General features: G+C 72.2%; 24 protein-coding genes and 1 pseudogene. 11 read left to right on the top strand and 14 right to left on the bottom strand.

Annotation, left to right across the window (positions count from 1 at the left end; translation table 11 throughout):
* Together dapB and BSB02_RS36205 are read left to right on the top strand one after the other, a co-directional pair.
* Entirely contained in the window at positions 1-738 is a 738-nt protein-coding gene (gene dapB / locus BSB02_RS36210; protein WP_084965519.1) for a 4-hydroxy-tetrahydrodipicolinate reductase, read from the top strand.
* 128 nt (positions 739-866) lie between these two features.
* Positions 867-1355: a GNAT family N-acetyltransferase gene (locus BSB02_RS36205; protein WP_084965518.1), complete on the top strand. Its 489-nt coding sequence runs from the start codon at positions 867-869 to the stop codon at positions 1353-1355.
* Here BSB02_RS36205 and BSB02_RS36200 read toward each other — a convergent pair.
* From BSB02_RS36200 to BSB02_RS36190, 3 genes are read right to left on the bottom strand one after another with little or no spacing between them, the layout of a single operon-like run.
* Entirely contained in the window at positions 1345-2220 is an 876-nt protein-coding gene (locus tag BSB02_RS36200; protein ID WP_084965517.1) for a 1,4-dihydroxy-2-naphthoate polyprenyltransferase, read from the bottom strand. The two genes, BSB02_RS36205 and BSB02_RS36200, sit on opposite strands and share 11 nt — an antisense overlap.
* Positions 2221-2223: 3 nt before the next feature.
* Positions 2224-2832, bottom strand: coding sequence for a GNAT family N-acetyltransferase (locus tag BSB02_RS36195; protein WP_084965516.1), 609 nt, complete (start codon positions 2830-2832; stop codon positions 2224-2226).
* A 57-nt stretch (positions 2833-2889) separates the two neighbouring features.
* Positions 2890-3390, bottom strand: coding sequence for a CGNR zinc finger domain-containing protein (locus BSB02_RS36190; protein WP_084965515.1), 501 nt, complete (start codon positions 3388-3390; stop codon positions 2890-2892).
* 35 nt (positions 3391-3425) lie between these two features.
* On the opposite strand from BSB02_RS36190, the gene BSB02_RS36185 reads away from it, so the two are divergent.
* Positions 3426-3731, top strand: coding sequence for an antibiotic biosynthesis monooxygenase family protein (locus BSB02_RS36185; protein WP_084965514.1), 306 nt, complete (start codon positions 3426-3428; stop codon positions 3729-3731).
* On the opposite strand, the gene BSB02_RS36180 is transcribed toward BSB02_RS36185, so the two are convergent.
* Positions 3707-5104, bottom strand: coding sequence for an aminotransferase-like domain-containing protein (locus tag BSB02_RS36180; RefSeq protein WP_084965513.1), 1398 nt, complete (start codon positions 5102-5104; stop codon positions 3707-3709). The genes BSB02_RS36185 and BSB02_RS36180 overlap by 25 nt on opposite strands.
* Positions 5105-5315: 211 nt before the next feature.
* Here BSB02_RS36180 and BSB02_RS36175 point away from each other — a divergent pair, with 211 nt between their 5' ends.
* Positions 5316-6197: a DMT family transporter gene (locus BSB02_RS36175; protein WP_240506961.1), complete on the top strand. Its 882-nt coding sequence runs from the start codon at positions 5316-5318 to the stop codon at positions 6195-6197.
* A 75-nt stretch (positions 6198-6272) separates the two neighbouring features.
* Positions 6273-7295: a hypothetical protein gene (locus BSB02_RS36170; protein WP_084965511.1), complete on the top strand. Its 1023-nt coding sequence runs from the start codon at positions 6273-6275 to the stop codon at positions 7293-7295.
* Here BSB02_RS36170 and BSB02_RS36165 read toward each other — a convergent pair.
* Positions 7292-8032, bottom strand: a complete 741-nt coding sequence (locus BSB02_RS36165; RefSeq protein ID WP_084965510.1) for a helix-turn-helix domain-containing protein — start codon at positions 8030-8032, stop codon at positions 7292-7294. The genes BSB02_RS36170 and BSB02_RS36165 overlap by 4 nt on opposite strands.
* Positions 8033-8188: 156 nt before the next feature.
* On the opposite strand from BSB02_RS36165, the gene BSB02_RS36160 reads away from it, so the two are divergent.
* Positions 8189-8635 carry a hypothetical protein gene (locus BSB02_RS36160; RefSeq protein ID WP_084965509.1) on the top strand — a complete coding sequence of 149 codons (447 nt, stop codon included), beginning with the start codon at positions 8189-8191 and terminating at the stop codon, positions 8633-8635.
* Positions 8636-8693: 58 nt separating this feature from the next.
* Here BSB02_RS36160 and BSB02_RS36155 read toward each other — a convergent pair whose 3' ends face one another.
* Genes BSB02_RS36155 through BSB02_RS36145 form a run of 3 tightly spaced genes read right to left on the bottom strand, consistent with a single transcriptional unit; the run spans position 8694 to position 10479 of the window.
* Positions 8694-9437 carry a class I SAM-dependent methyltransferase gene (locus BSB02_RS36155; RefSeq protein ID WP_084965508.1) on the bottom strand — a complete coding sequence of 248 codons (744 nt, stop codon included), beginning with the start codon at positions 9435-9437 and terminating at the stop codon, positions 8694-8696.
* Between the two features lie 45 nt (positions 9438-9482).
* A complete protein-coding gene (locus BSB02_RS36150; protein WP_084965507.1) occupies positions 9483-9965 on the bottom strand; it encodes a GntR family transcriptional regulator in 483 nt (160 codons plus the stop codon).
* A 37-nt stretch (positions 9966-10002) separates the two neighbouring features.
* Positions 10003-10479, bottom strand: coding sequence for a GntR family transcriptional regulator (locus BSB02_RS36145; RefSeq protein WP_084965506.1), 477 nt, complete (start codon positions 10477-10479; stop codon positions 10003-10005).
* A gap of 185 nt (positions 10480-10664) precedes the next feature.
* On the opposite strand from BSB02_RS36145, the gene BSB02_RS40915 reads away from it, so the two are divergent.
* Positions 10665-10838, top strand: coding sequence for a hypothetical protein (locus tag BSB02_RS40915; RefSeq protein ID WP_158088842.1), 174 nt, complete (start codon positions 10665-10667; stop codon positions 10836-10838).
* A 426-nt stretch (positions 10839-11264) separates the two neighbouring features.
* Here the strand turns inward: BSB02_RS40915 and BSB02_RS36140 are convergent, their stop codons facing one another.
* On the bottom strand, positions 11265-11939 hold the full coding sequence (locus BSB02_RS36140; protein WP_084965505.1) for a JAB domain-containing protein: 675 nt from the start codon (positions 11937-11939) through the stop codon (positions 11265-11267).
* 67 nt (positions 11940-12006) lie between these two features.
* The gene (locus BSB02_RS36135) at positions 12007-12690 is read right to left on the bottom strand and encodes a TetR/AcrR family transcriptional regulator (protein ID WP_084965533.1); all 684 of its coding nucleotides are present in this window, start codon (positions 12688-12690) and stop codon (positions 12007-12009) included.
* A 123-nt stretch (positions 12691-12813) separates the two neighbouring features.
* Between BSB02_RS36135 and BSB02_RS36130 the strand changes: the two genes are divergently transcribed.
* Positions 12814-14277, top strand: a complete 1464-nt coding sequence (locus BSB02_RS36130; RefSeq protein ID WP_084965504.1) for an MFS transporter — start codon at positions 12814-12816, stop codon at positions 14275-14277.
* A 55-nt stretch (positions 14278-14332) separates the two neighbouring features.
* On the opposite strand, the gene BSB02_RS36125 is transcribed toward BSB02_RS36130, so the two are convergent.
* Positions 14333-15043, bottom strand: a complete 711-nt coding sequence (locus BSB02_RS36125) for a GntR family transcriptional regulator (protein ID WP_084965503.1) — start codon at positions 15041-15043, stop codon at positions 14333-14335.
* Positions 15044-15314: 271 nt separating this feature from the next.
* Here BSB02_RS36125 and dapA point away from each other — a divergent pair, with 271 nt between their 5' ends.
* Both dapA and BSB02_RS36115 read left to right on the top strand, forming a co-directional pair.
* Positions 15315-16223: a 4-hydroxy-tetrahydrodipicolinate synthase gene (gene dapA, locus BSB02_RS36120; RefSeq protein WP_084965502.1), complete on the top strand. Its 909-nt coding sequence runs from the start codon at positions 15315-15317 to the stop codon at positions 16221-16223.
* 24 nt (positions 16224-16247) lie between these two features.
* Positions 16248-17933 carry a ribonuclease J gene (locus BSB02_RS36115; RefSeq protein WP_084965501.1) on the top strand — a complete coding sequence of 562 codons (1686 nt, stop codon included), beginning with the start codon at positions 16248-16250 and terminating at the stop codon, positions 17931-17933.
* Between the two features lie 76 nt (positions 17934-18009).
* On the opposite strand, the gene BSB02_RS36110 is transcribed toward BSB02_RS36115, so the two are convergent.
* The 3 genes and pseudogenes from BSB02_RS36110 to BSB02_RS36100 form a co-directional block, all read right to left on the bottom strand.
* The gene (locus BSB02_RS36110; protein WP_084965500.1) at positions 18010-18780 is read right to left on the bottom strand and encodes a hypothetical protein; all 771 of its coding nucleotides are present in this window, start codon (positions 18778-18780) and stop codon (positions 18010-18012) included.
* Complete coding sequence (locus BSB02_RS36105) at positions 18777-19514, bottom strand: hypothetical protein (RefSeq protein ID WP_084965499.1); 738 nt, start codon at positions 19512-19514, stop codon at positions 18777-18779. The genes BSB02_RS36110 and BSB02_RS36105 overlap by 4 nt, the downstream gene beginning before the upstream one ends.
* 92 nt (positions 19515-19606) lie before the next feature.
* Positions 19607-20257 (bottom strand): annotated as a pseudogene (locus BSB02_RS36100) (ABC transporter ATP-binding protein); the annotation flags it as partial.
* A gap of 117 nt (positions 20258-20374) precedes the next feature.
* Between BSB02_RS36100 and BSB02_RS36095 the strand changes: the two are divergent.
* Entirely contained in the window at positions 20375-21436 is a 1062-nt protein-coding gene (locus tag BSB02_RS36095) for a sensor histidine kinase (RefSeq protein WP_084965498.1), read from the top strand.
* The last annotated feature ends 109 nt before the right edge of the window (positions 21437-21545 follow it).

Here is a 21545-nt window from a genome sequence, read left to right as displayed (position 1 = left end):
GTGATCAGGGTAGGAGTGCTCGGCGCGCGCGGCCGCGTCGGGGTGGAAGTGTGCAAGGCCGTCGAGGCGGCCGGCGATCTGGAGCTCGTGGCCAGGGTCGACAAGGACGACCCCATCGACGACCTGCGCGCCGCCGAGGTCGTCGTCGACTTCACGCATCCCGACGTGGTGATGGGCAACCTCGAGTGGCTGATCTCCAACGGCATCCACGCCGTGGTCGGGACGACGGGGTTCGACGCCGGGCGGCTGGAGCAGGTCAGGAGCTGGCTGGCCGCCCGTCCGGGGGCCAACGTGCTCATCGCCCCCAATTTCGGCATCGCGGCCGTGCTGATGATGCACTTCGCGCAGCAGGCGGCCCGCTACTTCGAGTCGGTGGAGATCGTCGAGCTGCACCACCCCAACAAGGCCGACGCGCCTTCCGGCACGGCTCGCCGTACGGCCGAGCTGGTCGCCGAGGCGCGCGCCAAGGCCGGGCTGGGGCCGATGCCCGACGCCACCACCTCGTCGCTGGAGGGCGCCCGCGGCGCCGACGTCCAGGGCGTGCACGTGCATGCCGTACGGCTGGCCGGGCTGATCGCGCACCAGGAGGTCATCCTGGGCGGCTCTGGCGAGATCCTGACGATCAGGCACGACACGATGAACCGGGCCAGCTTCACGCCGGGCGTGCTGCTCGGCGTGCGGCGGATCGCGGAGCTGCCCGGCCTGACCGTCGGGCTGGAGAAGCTGCTGGACCTGTGAGACGACGTGTGCCCACGGCATGGCGCCGAGGGCACACGTCACAAGGGGTTGCCCGGCTCCGCACAGCCGGGCTCGTATCCACGAGCGTACGGCAGCTCCTCGACCGAGGGAACCGTGGAGGCGTGCCGATGGTGCGATGGGCTCAGGCGGCCGAGCTGGCCGGGCTCGCGGAGGTCGAACGGGCGGCCGACGGGCTGTTCGCCGAGGTGGGCATCGTCTTCCCGCCCGGCACGACCATGATCGAGGAGGTCGACGACCCCTCGCGCGTGCTCGTCGAGGGCGACCCGCCCGAGGGCTTCGCGCTCGTCGGCTGGGTCGACGGCCACGTCCATCTGGATCAGCTGGCGGTGCGGCCGGACCGGATGCGGCGAGGCATCGGCGGGCGGCTGGTGGCGGCGGTGCTGGACCACGCGGCGGCCTCCGGTGTGCTGGGCGTGACGCTGACGACGTTCCGCGACGTGCCGTGGAACGCGCCCTGGTACGCCAGGCACGGCTTCGAGATGCTGCCCGAGACGGCCTGGGGGCCGCAGCTGCGGGCGCTGGTCGAGCACGAGCGCGCGCTGGGGATCGAGCTGGCGCCCAGGGTCGTCATGCGGGCCGCGACGCCTACCAGCTGATCGCCAGGCCCAGCGTGAACAGCAGGCCGAACGCGAGCTGCAGCTTGCCGGTCCGCTGCAGCACGCCGATCAGCGCCGGGCCGGCCGCGCCCCGCAGGACCGCCCGCACCGGCCCGACGGCCAGCGGCGCGCACAGCAGCGTGGCCGCGGCCGGCGGCCGGAGCGCCGCCAGGGCCGCCGCCAGCACCACGGCGCCGATCACGCACGCCGCATACAGCACCCGGGTACGGCGATCGCCCAGCCGGACGGCCAGCGTGCGCTTGCCGGACTCCCGGTCGGTCGGGATGTCGCGCAGGTTGTTGACCACGAGCATCGAGCACGACAGCAGCCCGACCGGGACCGAGGCCAGCAGGGCCAGCCACGACAGCCGCCCGGTCTGCACGAACGCCGTGCCGACCACCGGGACGACGCCGAAGAACACGAACACCGCCACCTCGCCCAGGCCGCGGTAGCCGTACGGGGTCCAGCCGCCGGTGTAGAACCAGGCGGCGGCGATGGCCGCCGCGCCCACGAGCAGCACCCACCACGCCTGGGTGAGGACGACCAGCACCAGCCCGGCGACCGCCGCCAGGGCGAAGCAGCCGAGCGCGGCGGCCAGCACCTGGCGGGGCGGGGCCGCCTTGGAGGCGACCAGCCGCATGGGCCCCACCCGCCGGTCGTCTGTGCCGCGGATGCCGTCGCTGTAGTCGTTGGCGTAGTTGACCCCGATCTGCAGCAGCAGCGCCACCGCCTGCGCGAGCAGGGCGCGCCACCAGACCGCGCCGCCCTCGGCGATCGCGACGCCGGTGCCGACGGCGACCGGGACGACGGCGTTGGGAAGAGTACGGGGGCGCGCGCCGGCCACCCACTGGGGGAAAGTCGCCATCTTTCAGCTGATGTCCGTGACGAGCCTGACCATCCTGACGGGACGCCCCATGTCGAGCACGCGCTCGGCCGAGTCCTCGCCCCAGCCGGCCGACTCCAGGAACCCGAGCATGGCGTGGTTGTCGGCGAAGGTCCAGGTGACGACCTGCTGGTAGCCGTCCTCGCGCAGGTAGTCGACCGTCGCGTTGAGCAGGCGGCTGCCGTGGCCGCGCCGGGTGAAGTCGGGGTCGACCAGCAGCGTCAGCATCTCGGCCACCACGGTGGGGTCGAGGTCGGGGTCCTCGGCCGGGGCGTGGGAGGCCAGGCCGACCACCCGCTCGCCGCCGCGCGGGATCGCCGGGGCGGAGCTGCCGCCCAGGCCCAGCGCGGGGAAACCCTCGGTGTCGAGGATCGTCTCGACGGCGACCAGCACGCGATGGCGGGAGGAGGGCGGGTCGCTGATCGCCTCGTCCCACTGCCGCAGCCACATCTTCTCCGCCGCCGGGCCGGTCATCTGCTCCAGCGGCCCTTCGGGCAGGAACTCCCGGTAGCCGTAGCGCCAGGCGCGAATCTGCGTGTTCGCCACCTGAAGCACATCTTCGCGCCGGGCCGCCCGGACGCCCACGTCTGCCATCTCGGCCCGCTCCTTCGCCTGCCGTCGTGCGCGACCGGAGGATCTCGCGCGCACGTGTTACACCGTATCGGTCCTTGAGGCCTCCCGAGGACGCGAACCCGCCTTCCTGGCCCGGTAGGCACGGGTTTTCGTCCGGTTGCCGCACACCTTCATGTCACACCATGACCGCGACTTGTTCTTGGAGGCGTCGACGAACGCCCACTGGCATGTCGGCTCCGCGCACACCTTCAGCCGCTCCCAGGCCGGATCCATGGTGGCCGCCACGATCCTGGCCAGGCCACCCGCCACGCCGCCCTCGACGGGCTCCAGGCGCGGGCGGCCGGCCACGGCGATCCTGAGCGGCAGGACGGGCAGCTCGCGCGGCTCGCCCCGCAGGGCGGCGCGCAGGCCCTCGCGCAGGCTCACGGCCACGCCCAGGTCGTCCTCCGTGGCCCGGGCGGACACCTCGACCAGGCCACGCTCGCGCAGCCACAGCGTCAGGTCGGCGGGGGAGGACAGCTCCTCGGCCTCCGTGTCCACCGCGTAGGTGTTCAGGAAGTCGCGTACGAGTGCCACCATGTAACCACTGTACGTCCATAGGAGGTTGCGAAATCATGGTGATCCGCACGTGGCGGGGCTGGACGCGGCCCGAGGACGCCGAGGCCTACGAGTCCTACCTGTTGCGCACGGGATTCCCCGGCTACACCGGCACGCCCGGCAACCACGGCGTGTACTTCACGCGGCGGCAGGTGGGCGACCGGGTGGAGTTCTTCCTCATCTCGCTGTGGGAGTCGTGGGAGGCGATCAAGGCGTTCGCCGGGGAGGACCCCTCGCGGGCCGTCTTCTACCTGGAGGACGACCGCTACCTGGTCGACAAGGAGCTCACCGTCGAGCACTACGAGGTGTTCGCCAGCGCCTGAGCCAGCCTCTCGACGCCTTCGGCCAGCTCCGGCAGGTGCGCGGTGGCGCTGTGGGTCAGGCGCAGCCGCGGTCCCGGCGGCTCGGCCGGGTAGTAGATCCTGCCTGGGCTGACCAGCACGCCGTGCCGCTTGGCCGCCTCCACCAGGGCCGCCTCGTCGACCTCCGGCGGCAGCCGTACCCACAGGTGCTTGCCGCCGATCGGCAGCAGGTGCAGCTGGGCGGCGGGCAGCCGGGCGGCGATCGCGGCGGCCAGCGCGTCGCGGCGGGCGAGGAGGTCGGCGTGGACGGCCGCCAGGTGCCGGGCCCAAGCCGGGGAGGTGACGAACTCCAGCGCGGTCTCCTGCAGCAGCCTGGCCACGAAGAACGACTCCACCAGCTGGCTGGCGCGCAGGCGGCGCGCGGCGGGGCCGCGGGCGATCACGGCTGCCACGCGCAGGCTGGGGGACAGGATCTTGGTGAGGGAGTTGACGTAGACGACGGTGCCGTGCCTGTCCATCGCGACCATCGGGGCCGGCGCGGCGGGGGTGAGGTAGCGGGCGTAGTCGTCCTCGATCACGAACGCGCCGTGCCGCCTGGCCGTCTCCAGGATCTGCTCGCGGCGTTCCCCCGGCAGGGTCGCGCCCGTCGGGTTGTGGACGGTCGGCTGGCAGTAGAACACCCGGGCGCCGGTCACCGCGAACGCCTCGGCCAGCAGGTCCGGCCGTACCCCCTGTTCGTCCGTCGGTACGGCGGCCGCCCGCAGGCCCGCCGCCTTGGCCGCGGCCAGCGCGCCCGGATAGGTGGGGGTCTCGACGAGCACCGGCGTGCCGGGGGCGGCCAGCGCGCGGAAGGCGTGGGTCAGCGCGGCCTGGCCGCCGCTCACGATGAGCGTGTCGGCGGCCGTCACGCCGCCGCCCGCCTGGGCGGCGAACCACCTGCGCAGCTCCGGCAGGCCGGCCACGGGCGGCATGGCCCAGACGCCGGGCCTGCGCGCGGCCCGCGCGGCGGCCTGGCCGAGCTGCTTGTCGGGGCGCATGGGCGGGTGGAGGTAGCCGCCGGTCAGCGGGATCACGCCCTCCGGAGGGCCGGCGAGCAGCGCGGCGACGCCCGACTCGTCCACCACGCGGTCGCCGAGCGCGACCGTCTGCCAGGACAGGTCGGGCGCCTCCGCGGCCCGCGGGGCGGGGGAGGCGACGAAGGCGCCGCTGCCGGGTTTGGTGACCACGCGGCCTTCGGCGGCGAGCAGGCCGATGGCCCTGGAGACGGTGACGGGGCTGACGTTGTGGCGGCGCATCAGCTCGCGGCTGGAGGGCAGACGGTCGCCCGGCCGGAGCCTGGCCGCCTCCCGGCGCAGTATCGCGGCGAGCGAGGCGATACTGCTATCGTCTTTCATGAGGAATAAGAATAGCGGTATTGAGAATGGCGCGATAGCGGTTCCCTTCGCGATCCGGAGCGACGAGCTGCCGGGTCTCGCCGAGGCGATCGCCCGGACGTCTTCCTCGGCGGACCGGGACCCGCGGGCTCCGGCCGCTCCGCGGGCGGACGGCCGCCGGGAACCTGTGGCGGCTGGGACCGGGGCACAGGCAGGGCGGGACCCTGCTGTGGTGTCGCGGGCTGGGGCGCAGGCGCGGCGGGGCACGCTGCTGGCGCTCCTGGGCGTGCTGGCCTTCTCCGGCTCCGTCCCGGCCACCGTCTTCGCGATGCGCGGTTTCGACCCCTGGCTGGTGGCCGTCGGACGGGCCGCCGTCGCCGGTCTCGTCGCCCTCGCCTGCCTGCGCCTGGCCCGCCTGCCGCTGCTGCCGCCACGCGCCCAATGGCCCGCCTACGCGCTCATCTCCGGCGGCGTCGTCTTCGGCTTCCCGGTCTTCAGCAGCCTGGCCCTGCACCTGGGCGCGAGCGCCTCCCACGCCGCCGTGGTCATCGGCCTGCTGCCCGCCGCCACGGCGGTCTGCGCCGTCCTGCGCGCCGGCGAGCGCCCGCGCCCCCTGTTCTGGGCGGCCTGTACGGCGGGCGCCGTCTCGATCACGGTCTTCACGCTCGCCCAGGGCGGCGGCGGCGCGACCTGGGCCGACCTCCTCCTCGTGGGCGCGCTGCTGTCGGCCGCCGTCGGCTACACCGAGGGCGCCCGCCTCACCCAGGCCACGCCCGGCTGGCGCGTCATCTCCTACGCCCTGGTGATCTCCCTGCCCGTGACGCTGCCGGTCTCCGCCGTCCTCGCCGCGACCACCGAGATCACCCCGCGCTGGGACGCGATCGCCGGATTCGTCTACGTCGCCCTGATCTCCATGTTCCTGGGCTTCCTGCCGTGGTACGCCGGCCTGGCCCTGGGCGGCATCGCCCGCGCCGGCCAGACCCAGCTGCTCCAGCCGCTGCTCACGCTGGTGTGGGCGTGGCTGCTGCTCGGCGAGAGGTACGGCTGGGCCACCGTGGCCGGGGCGCTGGCCGTCCTCGTCTGCGTGGCGGTGACCCAGCGCAGCCGTACGTGAAAGGCCCTGAAGACAGGCGGCGGCTTGAAAGACATGACGGCGGGGCACAGGATGGGGGCAGGAGGTGTCACAACGATGGCTGACCTCACGATCCCCGAGGGCGGTTTCTGGCCCGCGCCCGAGATCCCCCAGCCCAACATCTACCCGATGGAGTGGCGGGTCGAGACCGAGAAGCTGGCGCAGATCTACGAGAAGTCCAAGCGTGTGGTCTGGAACCCCGCCGACCTGCCCTGGGACGGCCTGCGGCCCGAGGACTTCACGCGGGAGCAGCGCCTGGGGATCATGTACTGGTTCTCCGTGCTGGCCAACTTCGACGCCTCGGGCCCGGCCGTCTTCGCCCGCGCGACGATCCAGGCCTTCGAGAAGCACGAGGAGGACCCGGTCAGGAAGTGCTTCTTCTCCATCACCCGGGACGAGATGAACCACGAGGAGTGCTGCCAGCGGACCATCGCGCGGCTGTGGCCCGGCGGCCCGCTGAACTGGACTCCCACCGACGACCTGGAGCGGGCGGCGCACAACAACATCGGCTGGCTGTACCACAATGGCGGCCGCTACTGGCACGGCTACAGCGCCGCCGTGGGCAAGTACACGCTGCCGGTGCTGTTCACGAGCTTCATGATGGGGGAGATGGCCGCCTCGACGCTGTTCCGCGGCATGGCGTCAGGGACGACGCATCCCGTCTTCAGCGAGATGTTCCAGCGCATCGGCCGCGACGAGTCCCGCCACCTGCAGATCTGCATGACGATCCTGGAGAAGGAGTGGCCGGGCCTCACCGACGAGACGCGCTCGCTCATCACCCGCCAGCTGCGCGCGGGCTTCGTGTTCCTGTCGATGATCCTGTGGGAGCCGCCCGAGGGCTTCTGGGAGCTTCCGCCGTACTTCCTGCCCAACCACCGCGTCCTGATGGATCACGCCAGGGACGCGGGGCTGGGGGTGCTGTCGTACGAGGAGCAGGCCGAGAACTGGCGGCAGGCGATGGCGCGCGTCCGGGCGATCGTCGAGCGCTGGGGGATCGCGTTCCCGGCGATCCCGGAGCTGGACATCGAGGGCGTGCAGGTCGACGTGGTCGATCCGGAGGACATCATCCCGGTGTTCTAGCCGGCCTTGGGCTGCTCGACGATCGGGATGGTGGAGCGCAGCACGCCCTCGCCGCTGAGGGGCAGGCCGTCGTTGTCCTTCCACACCTCGAAGTGGTGGATGCCCGCCGGCACGTTCGGCCACTGGTGGTACTGCCAGGAGCCGCACGCGAAGCGCACCGGGTCGCCGCCTGGCCGCAGGGCGATCCAGTAGGCGCCGCCGGGCCGCGGGCAGGAGAGGTTCGCCCAGATCTCCACGCGGCCGGCGGCGGGCTGGCTCCAGGTGCGGGAGCTGAGGCGGGACAGCATCCTCTCGATCTGCCAGGTGAAGCCGTGGGAGGGGGCGGGCGGGGACGGGCTCGTGGCCGGGGCGGCCCGCGGCGTGGGCTCCGGCACGATCCATAACCAAGCGGCGACCGCGGCGGTCGCGATCGCCGCGGCGACGGCGAGGATCCACCACGGGCGGGCACGGCGGGGGCCCACGGGCGGACCGCCGCCCTCCGGCTCCAGGGCGTGCCACCGCTCCTCCCACGACTCCACGTCGCCGCCGCAGGCGGTCACGTAGGCGCGGACGAAGTCCAGCGGCGGCCGCTCGCCCGGGCTCAGCCGCCTGGACACCGTGCTGGAGTGGTACCCCATGCGGTCGCCGATCTCCTGGAGCGACAGGGCACCGCGCAGGCGGCGCAGATCGTCGACGAACTCGGCGACCGGACCGGCGTCGCGGTCGATCGGGCGGTCTCTGCGTCCTCCTCGTGCCACTGGCTTCCTCCCGGAAGGGGGGTTGCTGCGGTTGTTGTCGCTGTTGCCGCTATTAATGCGCAACGTGCGGGCCTGTTCAAGGTCGGTACGGCGCGGCCAGCCTCGGCGGTGCGGAGCCTTCCGCCATCGTTTCCACCGCCGTCAAGGAGGTCGACAATGATCAACCGCGTCGTCAGCAGCCTCGCCGTCCTGGGCGCCACCACGCTCGCCTTCGCCTCACCCGCCTGGGCCGGCGGGACCGTTCAGGCGGCCCCTGGGTGGTCCTCGGCGTCGCCGCCGGTGTCTTCGGTGGTGTCGTCGGCGGCGTCCTCGGCGTGCCGGATGTCCGCCAACATCTGGCGCCGGAGCAACACGGTCTACCAGATCGGCGCCGGCGCGGGCGGCTGCGGCCGGGGCCTGTACGCGATCACCTGCCGCCCCATCCACCGCCACAGCTTCTACTGGCACCAGCACGGGATCTACAGCAAGTCCCAGAACAACGCGATCCTGTACCTCACGCCGCGCATCCGGGGCACCAACGGCGACCACTACAAGGCCAAGTGCTGGTTCTACCTCAACAACCGGCTGCTGGGGACCAGGACCACGCACACGATCGAGCTCTGAGCCACAAGCGTCACCGGGGCAGGGGGAGGCGTCCGGCGGGCGTCCTCCCCCTGCGCGGTCATGCCGCGACGGCCCGTACGGCGAAGCGATGGCAGGTGACGTGGAGGGGGAAGCCGCCGTCGTGGAGCTGTCTGAGGCGCTCGCCGTACCGCTCGACGGTGAAGCCGGGAACCTGCCAGGGGATGAGGCGCAGGTACAGCACCAGGGCGCCGACGTCGCGGAAGACCGCGGGGACGCGCGCCTCCTCTCGCCAGGTGACCTCGAATCCCGCCTGGAGGAGTCCCTCGGTCGCCTGCCGCAGGTCCCAGGCGTGCCATTCGTTCGGCGGCCCGCCCAGCGCCTCGTTGACCTCGTGCAGATCCCGCCCGCCGACCTGCTGGGTGAGGAAGGTGCCGCCCTTCTTCAGGACGCGGCGGACCTCGCCAGGGTCATACGATTCGTGCCGATTGATCACCAGATCAAATGATTTATCCGGAAAAGGCAGGCGGTCGTCATCCACCTCCACGACCTTCACGCCCAACGGCCCGAGCCGCCGCCGCGCGACCGGCACATTCGGGGCATACCCCTCCGTGGCCGCCGTACGTGCCGGAAGGGGCGCGAGCGACGCCAGCAGCTCACCGCCTCCCGTGCCGAGGTCGAGCAGGGACGCCGCCTGGCCGAGGTGGTCGCGCACGAGCGCTTCGTAGCTCCACGGCAGGCTGCCGGTTTCGTCGTAGCGCCCTTGGAAGACTCCGAAGTCCCACCCTTCGAAGGGTGTCCGGAGCGCTTCGGCGATCAGCTGGGTGAAGCGGTCATCGGTCATCGGGCCATGATCCCTCGGGGGACACGAAGCCGCCGAGACGACCCCTCAGGCGTTGTCCGGCCACTCGTTGCGCTCACGGACGTAGGTCCCGCGATAGGCGACGGTGAACACCCAGCCGCGCTCCCTGAGCAGCTTCACCGCCTGGCGCACGGTCGCCTTCGCCACGCCGTACTGCTGGATCAGGGTCTTCTCGCTGGGGATCGGCCGGAGCGGTGACAGCTCGCCGTGCTTGATGCGGCCGGTGAGCTCGTCGGCGATGCGCTCGTAGACGGGCACACGATCGGCGGCCCGTGGATGGCCGGGCGGGCCGACGAACGTGCCCTCGCCCCGCACGGTGTGGGCGACGCCACGGTCGCGCAGTTCCCGGGCCACGCGGCGAGCGGTCGTCCTGGCGATCTCGTAGGCGGCCTCCAGCGCCGCTTCACTGGGGATCGGATCGCCGGGTCTCAGCTCTCCGTTCTTGATCTTCCGGTGAAGGATGTCGGCGATCTGCCGGTAGACGGGCACGGGGCCCTCGCGATCCAGCATGGCCCTAGTCTGCACGTCCGCAGACAAGCAGTCGACTCTAGTCGTCCGGCCATGACTCCTTCGGCGAGACGAAGCTGCCGCGCTGCGGCACCGTGTAGATCCAGCCCTGCTCGCGCAGGGCGGCCATCGCTTTCCTGACCGTCTCCCTGGCCACCTCGTAGCGCTGCACCAGGGTCGCCTCTCCCGGAATCGGCCGTCGCGGCTGGTACCTCCCGCTCTTGATCTCGTCGGCGATCTCCTGCGCGATCTGCTGGTACAGCGGTGTCTTGCGCGGCTGGCGCGGCGCGTCGTCCGGAGTGCCGACGAAGGTGCCCTGACCTTGGACGGTGTAGATCAAGCCCTCTTCGCGCAGGATGTGGATCGCCTTGCGCGCCGTGGCCCGTGCGACGCCGAACTCCCGCTGGATGTCCGCCTCGCTCGGCACGGGCTGACCAGAGCTGAGGCCCCGGATTCGGTCGCGCAGAATCGTGGCTATCTGCACGTAGATATAGGTGTCGCCATCGTAGTCGAGCACGCTCGCAAGATAGACGAACGAGTACGAGAGGGCTCAAAACGGTTCACCTTTATAGACGAGAGCTTTTGCTTGAATGGACGGAACTAGACAAGCAGACGTATGCTCCTTGTGTGGATGGCGCTGAAGTCGAGATCACCTGGAGGCGGGCCGTTCCTCGAGTCAGCCGTGTTCGCGTTCATGACTACATGTCCTCCGATCTGAAGTCGGTGTCCTACGAGCTCTGTGCGGCCGGGGGACTCATGTTCATCCGCCGGACGGTCACCGGCGGGTCCAAGACGATCGTCCAGGAGTCGGAGTGGCTTATCGCCAGCAGGGCGCGTGAGCTGTGGAGAAGGGTGTTGAAGGGCGAGATCATATGATCGCGAACCTTTCTCTGGCTCTGCATGCCGCCGGCTTTCCGGTGTGTGGGGCACTCATCTTGGCTTCGTGATCTCCGGTTTGCCTCGACGCTCCTGGATCGGCTCGGGGCAAACCGGCCATCCGCGCTTGTCGCCCGCACTCCCTGACTCGGCTCGTGGATGACGTGTGGTGGCCGTCCACGAGTCGCGGGGTCGCGCGCATGCGCTGCCCCTGGGTCCGGCAGGGTCATCCCATGCGCCCTGCCGGACCTTCGCCGCCCTGGTCGCGCCCACGCCTCGGCGGCGGCGAGATCGGGGAGGGCTGGGTCCCGCGCCTCCGGGTCGCGCGGGACCCAGCCCAGTGTTGCAGGTACGGCACGCGGCGAGAAAGAAGACGGCTCATCGCGTCGCGGGATCGCTCGTCGTGTCGCTTCGCCAATCGCCACACTAGGCATCTTTCCCGTCGCTCCAGGAGACGCGGCGCCACGCGGTGTCCGTGACGATCAGATGGTCGAGGAAGCGCAGGCCGACCGTTTCGGCCGCGGCGGCGAGGTGGATGGTGGCCTCCAGGTCCGCCGGGCTCGGGTCGAGGGAGCCGCTGGGGTGGTTGTGGGCGATGCCGAACGCGGCGCCGCCCGAGGTGAGCACCGCCGTGACGATCTCGCGGACCGGGACCGAGGTGTGGTCGGAGCCGCCCTCGGTCAGGACGGTACGGCGCAGCACGCCCCCGCGGGAGTCGCACACGACGACGGCCAGGCGTTCGCGTGTGTGGCCGCGCAGCAGGGGAGCGGCCACCGAGGCCAGGTCGGAGCTGCTGGTGACGCGCTTGGCGGAGGGTTCGGCCTCGGCCCGCCGTACCAGGCAGAAGGCGGCCGCGATCCGCGCGGCCTTGGCGGGGCCGACGCCGGGGACGGCGAGCAGGCGGTGGGCCTCGGAACGGGACAGCGAGGCCAGGTCGCCGCAGTGCTCGATGACGCGGGCGGCGAGGTCGACGGCGCTGGTGCCGCGGAAGCCGGAGCCGAGCAGGAGGGCCAGCAGCTCGCGGTCGGCGAGGGCGGCCGGGCCGTGGAACAGCAGGCGTTCGCGCGGGCGTTCGCTGACGGGCAGGTCCTTGACTCGCATCCACACCTCCGGTTGGCACCGGAAAGGTTGTAGCAGCGAGGACCGACAGTCGCGGGGCGGGAAGCGCCTACCGATCTTCGATACGTCCAAGGCGGGCGATCAGCCGGGCGAGCTGCTCGGCGTAGTGCTCGACCAGCTCCGGTGAGCTGCCGTCGGCGCCGAACAGGCCGCGGGCCAGCTGCGGGTAGACCGCGAGGGCGTTGCCCGCGCTCATGGCGATGAGCAGCAGCGCGGCCGGGTCGAACCGGTCGTCGAGCTCGCCGGCCCGCTGGCGCTCGCGCAGCTGCTCCACCTCGTGCCGCAGCCGGGCGTTGCGCTCCCGCGCCTCCTCCTCGTCCTCGTCGGCGCCGGTGTCGGCGAGGCCCTCCCAGGCGAGGAGGCGCCCGCCGAGCCGGGGGTCGACGCTCGCCCGCACGTAGTGCTTGACCATCTCGGCGAAGCCCATGTCGTCGGGGATCGTCTGGGCCTCGTAGGCCCGCCAGCGCCGGCCGATCTCCCGGTACAGGCCCTCCTTGCCGTCGAAGTAGTACGCGATGAGCTGCTGGTTCACGCCGGCGCGCGCGGCGATCTCGGACACCCGGGCGCCGGCGAAGCCCTTGGCGGAGAACTCCTCGATCGCGGCGTCGAGGATGCGCGCCTTGGTGCGCTCGGGGTCGCGCTGCCGCTCGTGCGGGGCAGGCGCCCGCCGCGTCGCCCGCCGTCCCGTCGTGCCCTTGTCCGCCTCGTCCTGCACCCGGCGCTCTGTCGTCATGTCCAGCATTCTGCCATCCAGTCGCCGAACTCAATCATATATCTGTTTGACAGAATCAAACTGACGAATGACACTCTTGATCGGGCGCACCACCCCGCGCCCCCACCCCGAGGAGGCGCCGAGATGACGAGGGAACCCACACGACCGGCCGAGCCGTACCGGGGCCGCTGGGCGGCGCTCGCCCTGCTGCTGACCGCGGTGTTCATGGACATGGTGGACAACCAGATCGTGACCATCGCGCTGCCCACCATCCAGCGCGATCTGGGCGCGCAGCCCTCGGCGCTGCAGTGGACCGCCACCGGCTACACGCTGGCGTTCGCCCTGACCCTGATCACCGGTGGCCGCCTCGGCGACCGCTTCGGCCACCGCGCGATGTTCGTGCTGGGCACGGCCGGCTTCGGCGCCGCCTCGCTCGCCGCGGGCCTCGCGCCGGACGTGGCGGTCCTGCTGGCGGCCCGCGTCGCGCAGGGCGTCTTCGCCGGGCTGATGGTGCCGCAGGTGCTGGCGTTCATCCACGCCGAGTTCCCCCAGGCCGAGCAGGGCAAGGCGATGGGGTTCTACGGCATGACGTTCCCGATCGGCGGACTGGCCGGCCCGCTGCTGGGCGGCCTGCTCACCCAGGCCGACCTGTTCGGCTGGCACTGGCGGACGATCTTCTTCGTCAACGTGCCCGTCGCCCTGGCCGCCGCCGTCGGGGCCATGCTCGTCATGCCGCCGCCCCGCCGTCCCGGTCGCGGCGGCGCCGACGTGCCCGGCGTGCTGGTGCTGGCCGCCGCGCTGCTCGCCGTGCTCTACCCCCTGGTCCAGGGGCGCGAGCTGGGCTGGCCGGCCTGGGCTTTCCTGCTGATGGCCGCCGCGCTCCCGCTGCTGGCGCTGTTCGCCGCGCTGGAGCGGGCCCGCGAGCGGCGCGGGCGCGAGCCGCTGATCCGGCCCGGCCTCCTGCGCAGCCGTCCCATGGCGGTCGGCGTCCTCGTCATGCTGATCTTCTACTGCGGGATGGGCGCGTTCTTCGTCCTGACCCTGCACCTGCAGGACGGGCTGGGCTACTCGCCGCTGAAGACGGCCCTGACCATGCTGCCGGCGACCGTGGGGATCGTGGCGGGCAACGGCGTCGGCATGCCGATGGCCGCCAAGCTGGGCCGCAGGCTGCCCATGACGGGCCTGGCGCTGCTGCTGGCCGGGACCGCCTCGATGATCGCCGTGGTGACGGGGTACGGCACCGGCCTGACGCCCTGGCAGCTGGCCGTCCCGATCCTCCTGTACGGCGCGGGCCTGGGCCTCGGCGCGTCATCGCTGATGCTGATCACGCTCACCGGGGCGGACGCGGCCGACGCCGGCGCGGCCTCCGGCGTGGTGAACACCGTCGTGCAACTCGGCATGGCCGCGGGACCGGCCACCGTCGGCACCGCCTTCTTCGGCCGCCTGGCCGCCGGCGGCGACTCCGCCGGCGCCGCGCAGACCAGCCTGCTCATCGGCCTCGCCCTGTTCGCCGTGGCGTTGCCGGCCTGCTTCCTGCTGCCGCCCCCGGCGCCGCCCGCCCCGGCCGCCGCCGCGGACACTCGCGTGGCGGGCGGCGAGCACCGGTGACCTTCCCCGGCGGGCGTCCGGACGCCACAGGCGGGCGCCCGCCGGGGCGCCGGCGTCACAGCGGCAGCGAGTAGACCACCCGGAACCGGTCCCCGGGGATCACGATGTCGCTCGTCTCCACCGGGCGGTCGCCCGCCCAGTGCGTCCGCTCGACGTGCAGCACGTGCACCCCGGCCGGCAGCGCCAGGGCGTCGCTCTCGGCCGGTTGCGGAACCCGGGTGTGCACGCTCTCCACGATCTCCGAGATCTTGATCCCGTGGGCGTACATCCGCGCGATGACGCTCCGGCGATCGTCGTCGCCCGCCAGCTCGACCGGCTCGTACGAGGTGACCAGTTGCACCGCCTTGCCCTCGTCCCGGTAGACGTAGTGCGTGCGGGCCACCCGCGCCGACTCCTCCAGCCGCAGCCGCGCGCCGATCACCGGCCCCGCCTCGGCCACCTCCGAGTGCCTGTCGAAGGCGACGCGGCGGCCCTGCGTGAGCAGGTCGGCGGCGAAGGGGGAGGGATGTTCGAGATGGCGCCAGCGGTGCAGGGGGATCAGGTCGGGGCGTTCGCGGACGTAGTGGCCGGAGCCGACTCGGCCGACGATGAGGCCCTCGTTGGCCAGCACGCGCAGGGCGTGACGGGCGGCCGTCTCGCCGACTTGGTACTTGCGGGTCAGCTGCGCCCTGGAGGGGATGGGCGCGCCGGGGGGAAGGGTGCCGTCGTTGATCTGTCGTCGGATGTCTTCGACGACGCGCAGGTAGACCGGATCGGAGGTGCCCAACGAGACCGTCCTTGTAGTGAGGCGTTGCCCCATGTTGCCGTATTGGGCAGGTAACCTACCGTCATCGGCGGAAAATGGAGTGCCAACTTTGCCCCATGAAATTCCCAGGATCGCGTGTAACGCCACGGCGGAGGCGGTCGATTGTCCGTTAGAGGTCGTCGATGTGTGTACCCCCGAGCACATATCGGCGACCTCTTCCACGCGGCGGGGCCGTACCGGATGAGGGGAGCCGGGGTCCTCCGGGCTGGGGAATCCGGGTACCGTTCGCTCTATGGCAGGAACCTCCGACGCACCCTTCGGCCGCATGCTGACCGCGATGGTCACCCCGTTCACCGCCGACGGCGCGGTGGACTACGAGCGCGCCCAGTCCCTGGCCGCCTACCTCGTCGACACCCAGCGCAACGACGGCCTGGTGGTGAGCGGCACCACCGGCGAGTCGCCGACCACGAGCGACGCCGAGAAGGAACGCCTGCTCAGAGCCGTGCTGGAGGCGGTGGGTGACCGGGCGGCGGTGGTCGCGGGGGTCGGGACGTACGACACCCACCACAGCGTCGAGCTGGCCAGGACGGCCGAGCGGGCCGGCGCGCACGGCCTGCTGGTGGTCACGCCGTACTACAACAAGCCCCCGCAGGAGGGCCTGTACCAGCACTTCACGGCGGTCGCGGACGCCACCGGCCTGCCGGTTATGCTGTATGACATCCCGGGCCGGAGCGGCGTTCCCATCAAGACCGAGACGCTGATCAGGCTGGCCCAGCACGAGCGGATCGTGGCGGTGAAGGACGCCAAGGGCGACCTGTTCGCCGGCTCCACCGTGATGACCGCCACCGACCTGGTCTTCTACTCGGGTGACGACGCGCTGAACCTGGCCTGGCTCGCCCACGGCGCCGCCGGGTTCGTGAGCGTGATCGGCCACGTGGTCGGCGCCGAGCTGGCCGCCATGATCGACCACTTCAGGAGCGGCCGGGTCGAGGAGGCCAGGCGGATCCACGAGCAGCTGATCCCCGTCGTGGACGGGATCATGATGCGCGCCGGCGGCGCGATCATGGTGAAGGCGGCGCTGGCCCTGGTCGGCCGGCCAGTGGGCGGGCTGCGTCCGCCGCTGGTGGCCGCCGACGACAAGCAGACGGCCGAGCTGCGCGCATGCCTGGTCGCCGGAGGGGTGAAGCTAGCAGATGTGTAAGAAAACGGGGAGGAAAGGACATGCATGAGTCACCCGCACCCTGAACTGGGTCCGCCACCGCCGCTGCCGCAGGGCGGGCTGCGCATCGTCGCGCTCGGCGGCCTGGGGGAGATCGGCAGGAACATGGCCGTCTTCGAGTACGGCGGGCGCCTGCTGATCGTCGATTGCGGCGTGCTGTTCCCCGACCTCGAGCAGCCCGGGGTCGATCTGATACTGCCCGACTTCGACTACGTCATGGACCGGCTCGACGACATCGAGGCCGTGGTCCTGACGCACGCCCACGAGGACCACATCGGGGCGGTGCCGTACCTTCTGCGTGAGCGGCGCGACATCCCGCTCGTCGGGTCCAGGCTGACGTTGGCCCTCATCGAGGCCAAGCTCACCGAGCACCGCATCCAACCGGTGAAGCACCAGGTGGTCGAGGGGGAGCGGCACCGCTTCGGCCCGTTCGACTGCGAGTTCCTGGCCGTCAACCACTCCATTCCCGACGCGCTCGCGGTCGCGATCCGCACCCCGGCGGGGATCGTGCTGCACACCGGCGACTTCCGGATGGACCAGCTGCCCAGCGACGGCCGGCTGACCGACCTGGGAGGGTTCGCCAGGCTCGGCGCGGAGGGCGTCGACCTGCTGATGTCCGACTCGACGAACGCCGAGGTGCCCGGGTTCGTCACCAGCGAGAAGGAGATCGGCCCGGTCATCGACGAGGTGATCAGGACCTCCGCCAAGCGGGTGATCGTGGCCAGCTTCGCCTCGCACATCCACCGCGTGCAGCAGGTGATGGACGCCGCGCACCGGCACGGCAGGAAGGTGGCGTTCATCGGCCGCTCCATGGTCCGCAACATGGGCGTGGCCATGGACCTGGGGTATCTGCACGTCCCGCCGGGGCTGGTCGTCGACTCGCGTGAGATCGAGGAGTGGCCGCCGGAGGACGTGGTGCTGATCTGCACCGGGTCGCAGGGCGAGCCGATGTCGGCGCTGTCGAGGATGGCCGACCGCGACCACCCCATCCGCATCGCGGAGGGCGACACGGTGCTGCTGGCCTCCAGCCTGGTGCCGGGCAACGAGACCGCGGTCAACCGCGTGATCAACGGCCTGACCCGCTGGGGCGCCCGGGTGGTGCACAAGGGCAACGCCATGGTGCACGTCTCCGGCCATGCCGCCGCCGGCGAGCTGCTGTACGTGCTGAACCTGACCAAGCCCTCGAACTTCATGCCGGTGCACGGCGAGTGGCGGCACCTGCGGGCGCACGCCAAGCTGGCCGCGCTGACCGGCGTCCCGGAAGACCACATCGTGATCGCCGAGGACGGCGTCGTGGTGGACCTCGTCGACGGCAGGGCCCGGATCGTCGGCGCGGTCCAGGCGGGGTACGTCTACGTCGACGGCCTGAGCGTGGGCGAGGTCACCGACGTGTCGCTGAAGGACCGGCGGATACTGGGCGAGGAGGGTTTCATCTCGGTCGTCGTGGTGGTCGACTCCAGCACCGGCAAGGTCGCCGCGCCGCTGGAGATCCACGCGCGGGGCTCGGGCATCGACCAGGCCCAGTTCGAGGAGATCATTCCGCAGGTCGAGAAGGCGCTGGAGGACAACGCGGCCGACGGCGTGGTGGACGCGCAGCAGATCCGCCGCGTGGTGCGGCGCACGGTCGGCCGCTGGGTCAACGAGAGCTTCCGCCGCCGCCCGATGATCATCCCCGTGGTGGTCGAGGTCTGAGCTGGTCTGATTTGGTCTGATCTGATCTGTGCCGGTACGGCCCAGCCGTACCGGCACACGAAGATCCGGCGAGCCGCTAGGCGTCCCTGAGCCTCATCGCCCACGCCCCGGCCAGCAGCGGCACCCCGGCGTAGAGGGCCAGCGCGACCGTGGCGGCCCAGGGCGGCAGCAGGGCGCCGAAGACGCTGTTGGTCATGTCGGCGCCGGCGATCTGGCCCGGCAGGCCGCCGAACATCAGCGACCCCAGACGCCGCCCCCACGGCTCGGGGAACCGCGCGACGACGATGGGGACGACGTAAAGCACTCCCACGAGGATCGCGACCGCCGCCGCGGCGTGGCGCAGGATCGCGCCCAGCCCCAGGCCGAGCAGCCCGAACACCGCCACGGACACGCCCGAGGCCACGAGCAGCGTCACCTTGCCGGAGACCGGCGTCAGGTCCTGGAAGCGCTCCCCGATCACGGCGCGCGTGCCGTACGCGGCGGCGAACATCACGGCCTGCCCGACGACCAGCCCGCAGGAGGCGACGGCGGCGGCCTTGGCGGCCAGCACCGGCCACCGCCGGGGGACGGCCGCGAAGGTGCTCGCGACCAGCCCGGAGGCGTACTCCGACGTCATCGCCAGCACGCCGAGCACGCCCACGCCCAGCTGCGGCACGATGAGCACCACGTCCTCCAGCTCGGCGACCCGGGCGGACGGCCGCCGGGCGGGCGGGGCGGCGTCGTAGAGGCCGGCGGCCCACCACGCCAGCAGCAGGGCGAGCGGGACTGCGCCCAGCGCGATCGCGAGGACGACCCACGTCGACCGGAGCGACCTGAGCTTGATCCACTCGGCGGCCAGGACGGTCACACGTCCCTCCGGGTGATCGAGACGAGCGCCGCCCCCACGGCGAGGACCCCGTACCCCAGCAGGACGGCCACCGCCACGGCCGGAGGCAGCAGCCCGTCGCCGAGCCGCCGCGAGATCCGCTCGCCGGCGATCTGCGGCGCCAGGTTCGGCAGCAGCAGCGACCCCACGCGGGTGTTCCACGGCGACGGCAGGTAGGCCACCACTCCCGGCAGCACGAACAGCACGCCCACCACCGAGGCGATCCCCCCGGCCGTGGAGCGGGTCACCGCGCCGAGCCCCAGCCCGGCCAGGGCGACCACCGTGGCCGACAGCGCGGCGGCGGGCAGCGCGCTCAGCGGCGCGTCCTCGAAGCCCAGCGAGCGGTCACCGGCGATCAGGCGGCTGAGCGCATGGGTGGCCACCAGGATCCCGGCCGCCGCCGCGAAGGCCATCCCGGCCACCACCGCGGCCTTGGCCAGCAGGAGCACGCGCCGCCTGGGCACGGCCAGGAAGCCGGTCTCCCGCTCGGCGGTGACCGCCAGCACGCCGAGCACGCCCAGGCAGATCTGCAGCAGCGGCAGGAACCCCTCCTCGGGCGCCGCCGCCTGGACCGACCCGCGCTCCTCGGCCAGTCCGCGGACATACCAGGTCCAGGCCGCGCCGAGCACGATCATGGAGGCGGCCACGGCCAGCGTGGAGCGGGTCGAGCTCACGGAACGCAGCTTGATCCACTCGGAGGTCAGGACGTTCCTCATCGGTGCTCCAGGCCTCATCGGTGCTCCACGCCTCATCGGTACTCCACGCTGGAGGCGGTCAGCGACAGGTAGGCGTCCTCGAGCGAGGCGTGGCCGCCGACGAGGTCGGCCATGGAGGTGTCGGCCAGCAGCCGGCCGCGGCCGATGACGATCAGGTGGTCGGCGGTCAGCGCCATCTCGCTCATCAGATGGCTGGACAGCAGGACGGTCCGCCCCTCGGCGGCCAGGCCGCGCAGCAGCTCGCGGATCCAGCGCACGCCGTCGGGGTCCAGCCCGTTGACCGGCTCGTCGAACAGCAGCACGCCGGGATCGCCCAGGAGCGCCGCGGCGATGCCGAGCCGCTGCTTCATGCCCAGCGAGAAGCCGCCGATCCGCTTGCGCGCCACGCCGGACAGGCCGACCCGGGCGAGCACCTCGGCGACGCGGGCGGCGCCGATCCCGTTGCTGGCGGCCAGGGCGAGGAGGTGGTCGTGGGCGCTGCGGCCGCCGTGCACCGCGGTGGCGTCGAGCAGGGCACCCACCTCGTGCAGGGGACGGCGCAGCGAGGCGTACCGCACGCCGTTCACCAGGGCCTCGCCGGAGGTCGGGGCGGCCAGGCCGAGGATCAGGCGCATCGTGGTGGACTTGCCGGCGCCGTTGGGGCCGAGGAAGCCGGTGACGAGGCCGGGCCGTACCCGGAAGGACAGCCCGTCCACGGCGGTCGTGCCGCCGTACCGTTTGGTCAGCTCTCTCACTTCGATCACGCCGACCAGGCTCGGGTACGGCACGGCCTGTCCACATCGGACCGCGCTCCGAATCCGGTTATCCACATCAGACCCAGGTATGACGCCGTGCGCGGGCCGCCTGGGTACCGTCGAGGCGTGTTCACCACCAGGCTGACGCGAAGCCAGCTCATCGCGCTCGACTGCGTGGCGGCCGTGGCCTTCTCGCTGGTCCTGTCCACCTCGACCGGCGGCTGGGCGCCGGCCGCCGCGCTGGGCCTGCCCCTGGCCGTGCGGCGGGTGTGGCCGCGGGCGGTCTTCGCGATCGTGCTGGCGGCGGCCGTGCCGGCGATGGCCTTGCACCTGGTCGACTACGCCTTCCTCGCGCCCGCCTACGCGCTCTACGTCGTGGCGCTGTCGGAGCGCCCGCGGGCGCCGGTGACGTCGCTGGGCATCGCGACGCTGGCCCTGATGGGGCTGCTGCTCGTCAGCGGCGCGCCCGCCGAGGCCCGCCCGGCGTGGCTCGACGCCGTGGTCGAGGGCGTCCTGGGCGTCGCCGCGCTGGCGGGGGCGTGGACGGTCGGCTCCGCCGTACGCGAGCGCAGGATGCTGGCGGCGCGCGAGACCGAGCGGGCGGTGATGGAGGAGCGGCTGCGGATCGCCAGGGAGCTGCACGACGTGGTGACCCACAGCGTGGGGCTCATCGCGGTGAAGGCGGGCGTGGCCAACCACGTCGTGGACCGTCGTCCCGAGGAGGCCAAGGCCGCCCTGCGCGTCATCGAGGAGGTCGGCAAGGAGGCGCTGGCCGAGATGCGGCGGATGCTCGGCGTGCTGCGCACCGAGCCGCAGCTGCATCCGGCTCCCGGCCTCGGCCGGCTGCGGGAGCTGGCCGACCGGGCGCGGCTGGCCGGGGTGGACGTCTCGCTGGACGTGCGGGTGGACCGCCCGCTGCCCGGCGGAGTGGAGCTGGCGGCCTACCGCATCGTGCAGGAGGCGATCACCAACGTCGTCAGGCACGCGGCCCCAGCGTCCTGCACGGTCGTGGTGGAGGCGGGCGACGAGCTCAGCATCGAGGTGACCGACGACGGACCGGGCGGCACGGCCGAGCCGGGCCACGGGCTGCTCGGCATGCGGGAGCGGGTCATGATGTACGGCGGAGCGTTCACGGCCGGGCCGCTCCCCGGGAGAGGGTTCGCGGTCAGGGCGAGGCTGCCGCTGTGAAGGCGCTCACGATGGGGGTGGGGTTGTCGCTGTGATGCGGTGGGTGTTCGCGGTGGGGTCGCCGCTGTGATACTCCCTGTGTCAACCTCACGCCACGGCTTCGGTGAGG

It is taken from the genome of Thermoactinospora rubra, assembly GCF_002093975.1.
In the GTDB taxonomy this organism is placed as follows: domain Bacteria; phylum Actinomycetota; class Actinomycetes; order Streptosporangiales; family Streptosporangiaceae; genus Nonomuraea; species Nonomuraea rubra_A.
This window is presented reverse-complemented; position numbering and strand designations above follow the sequence as displayed.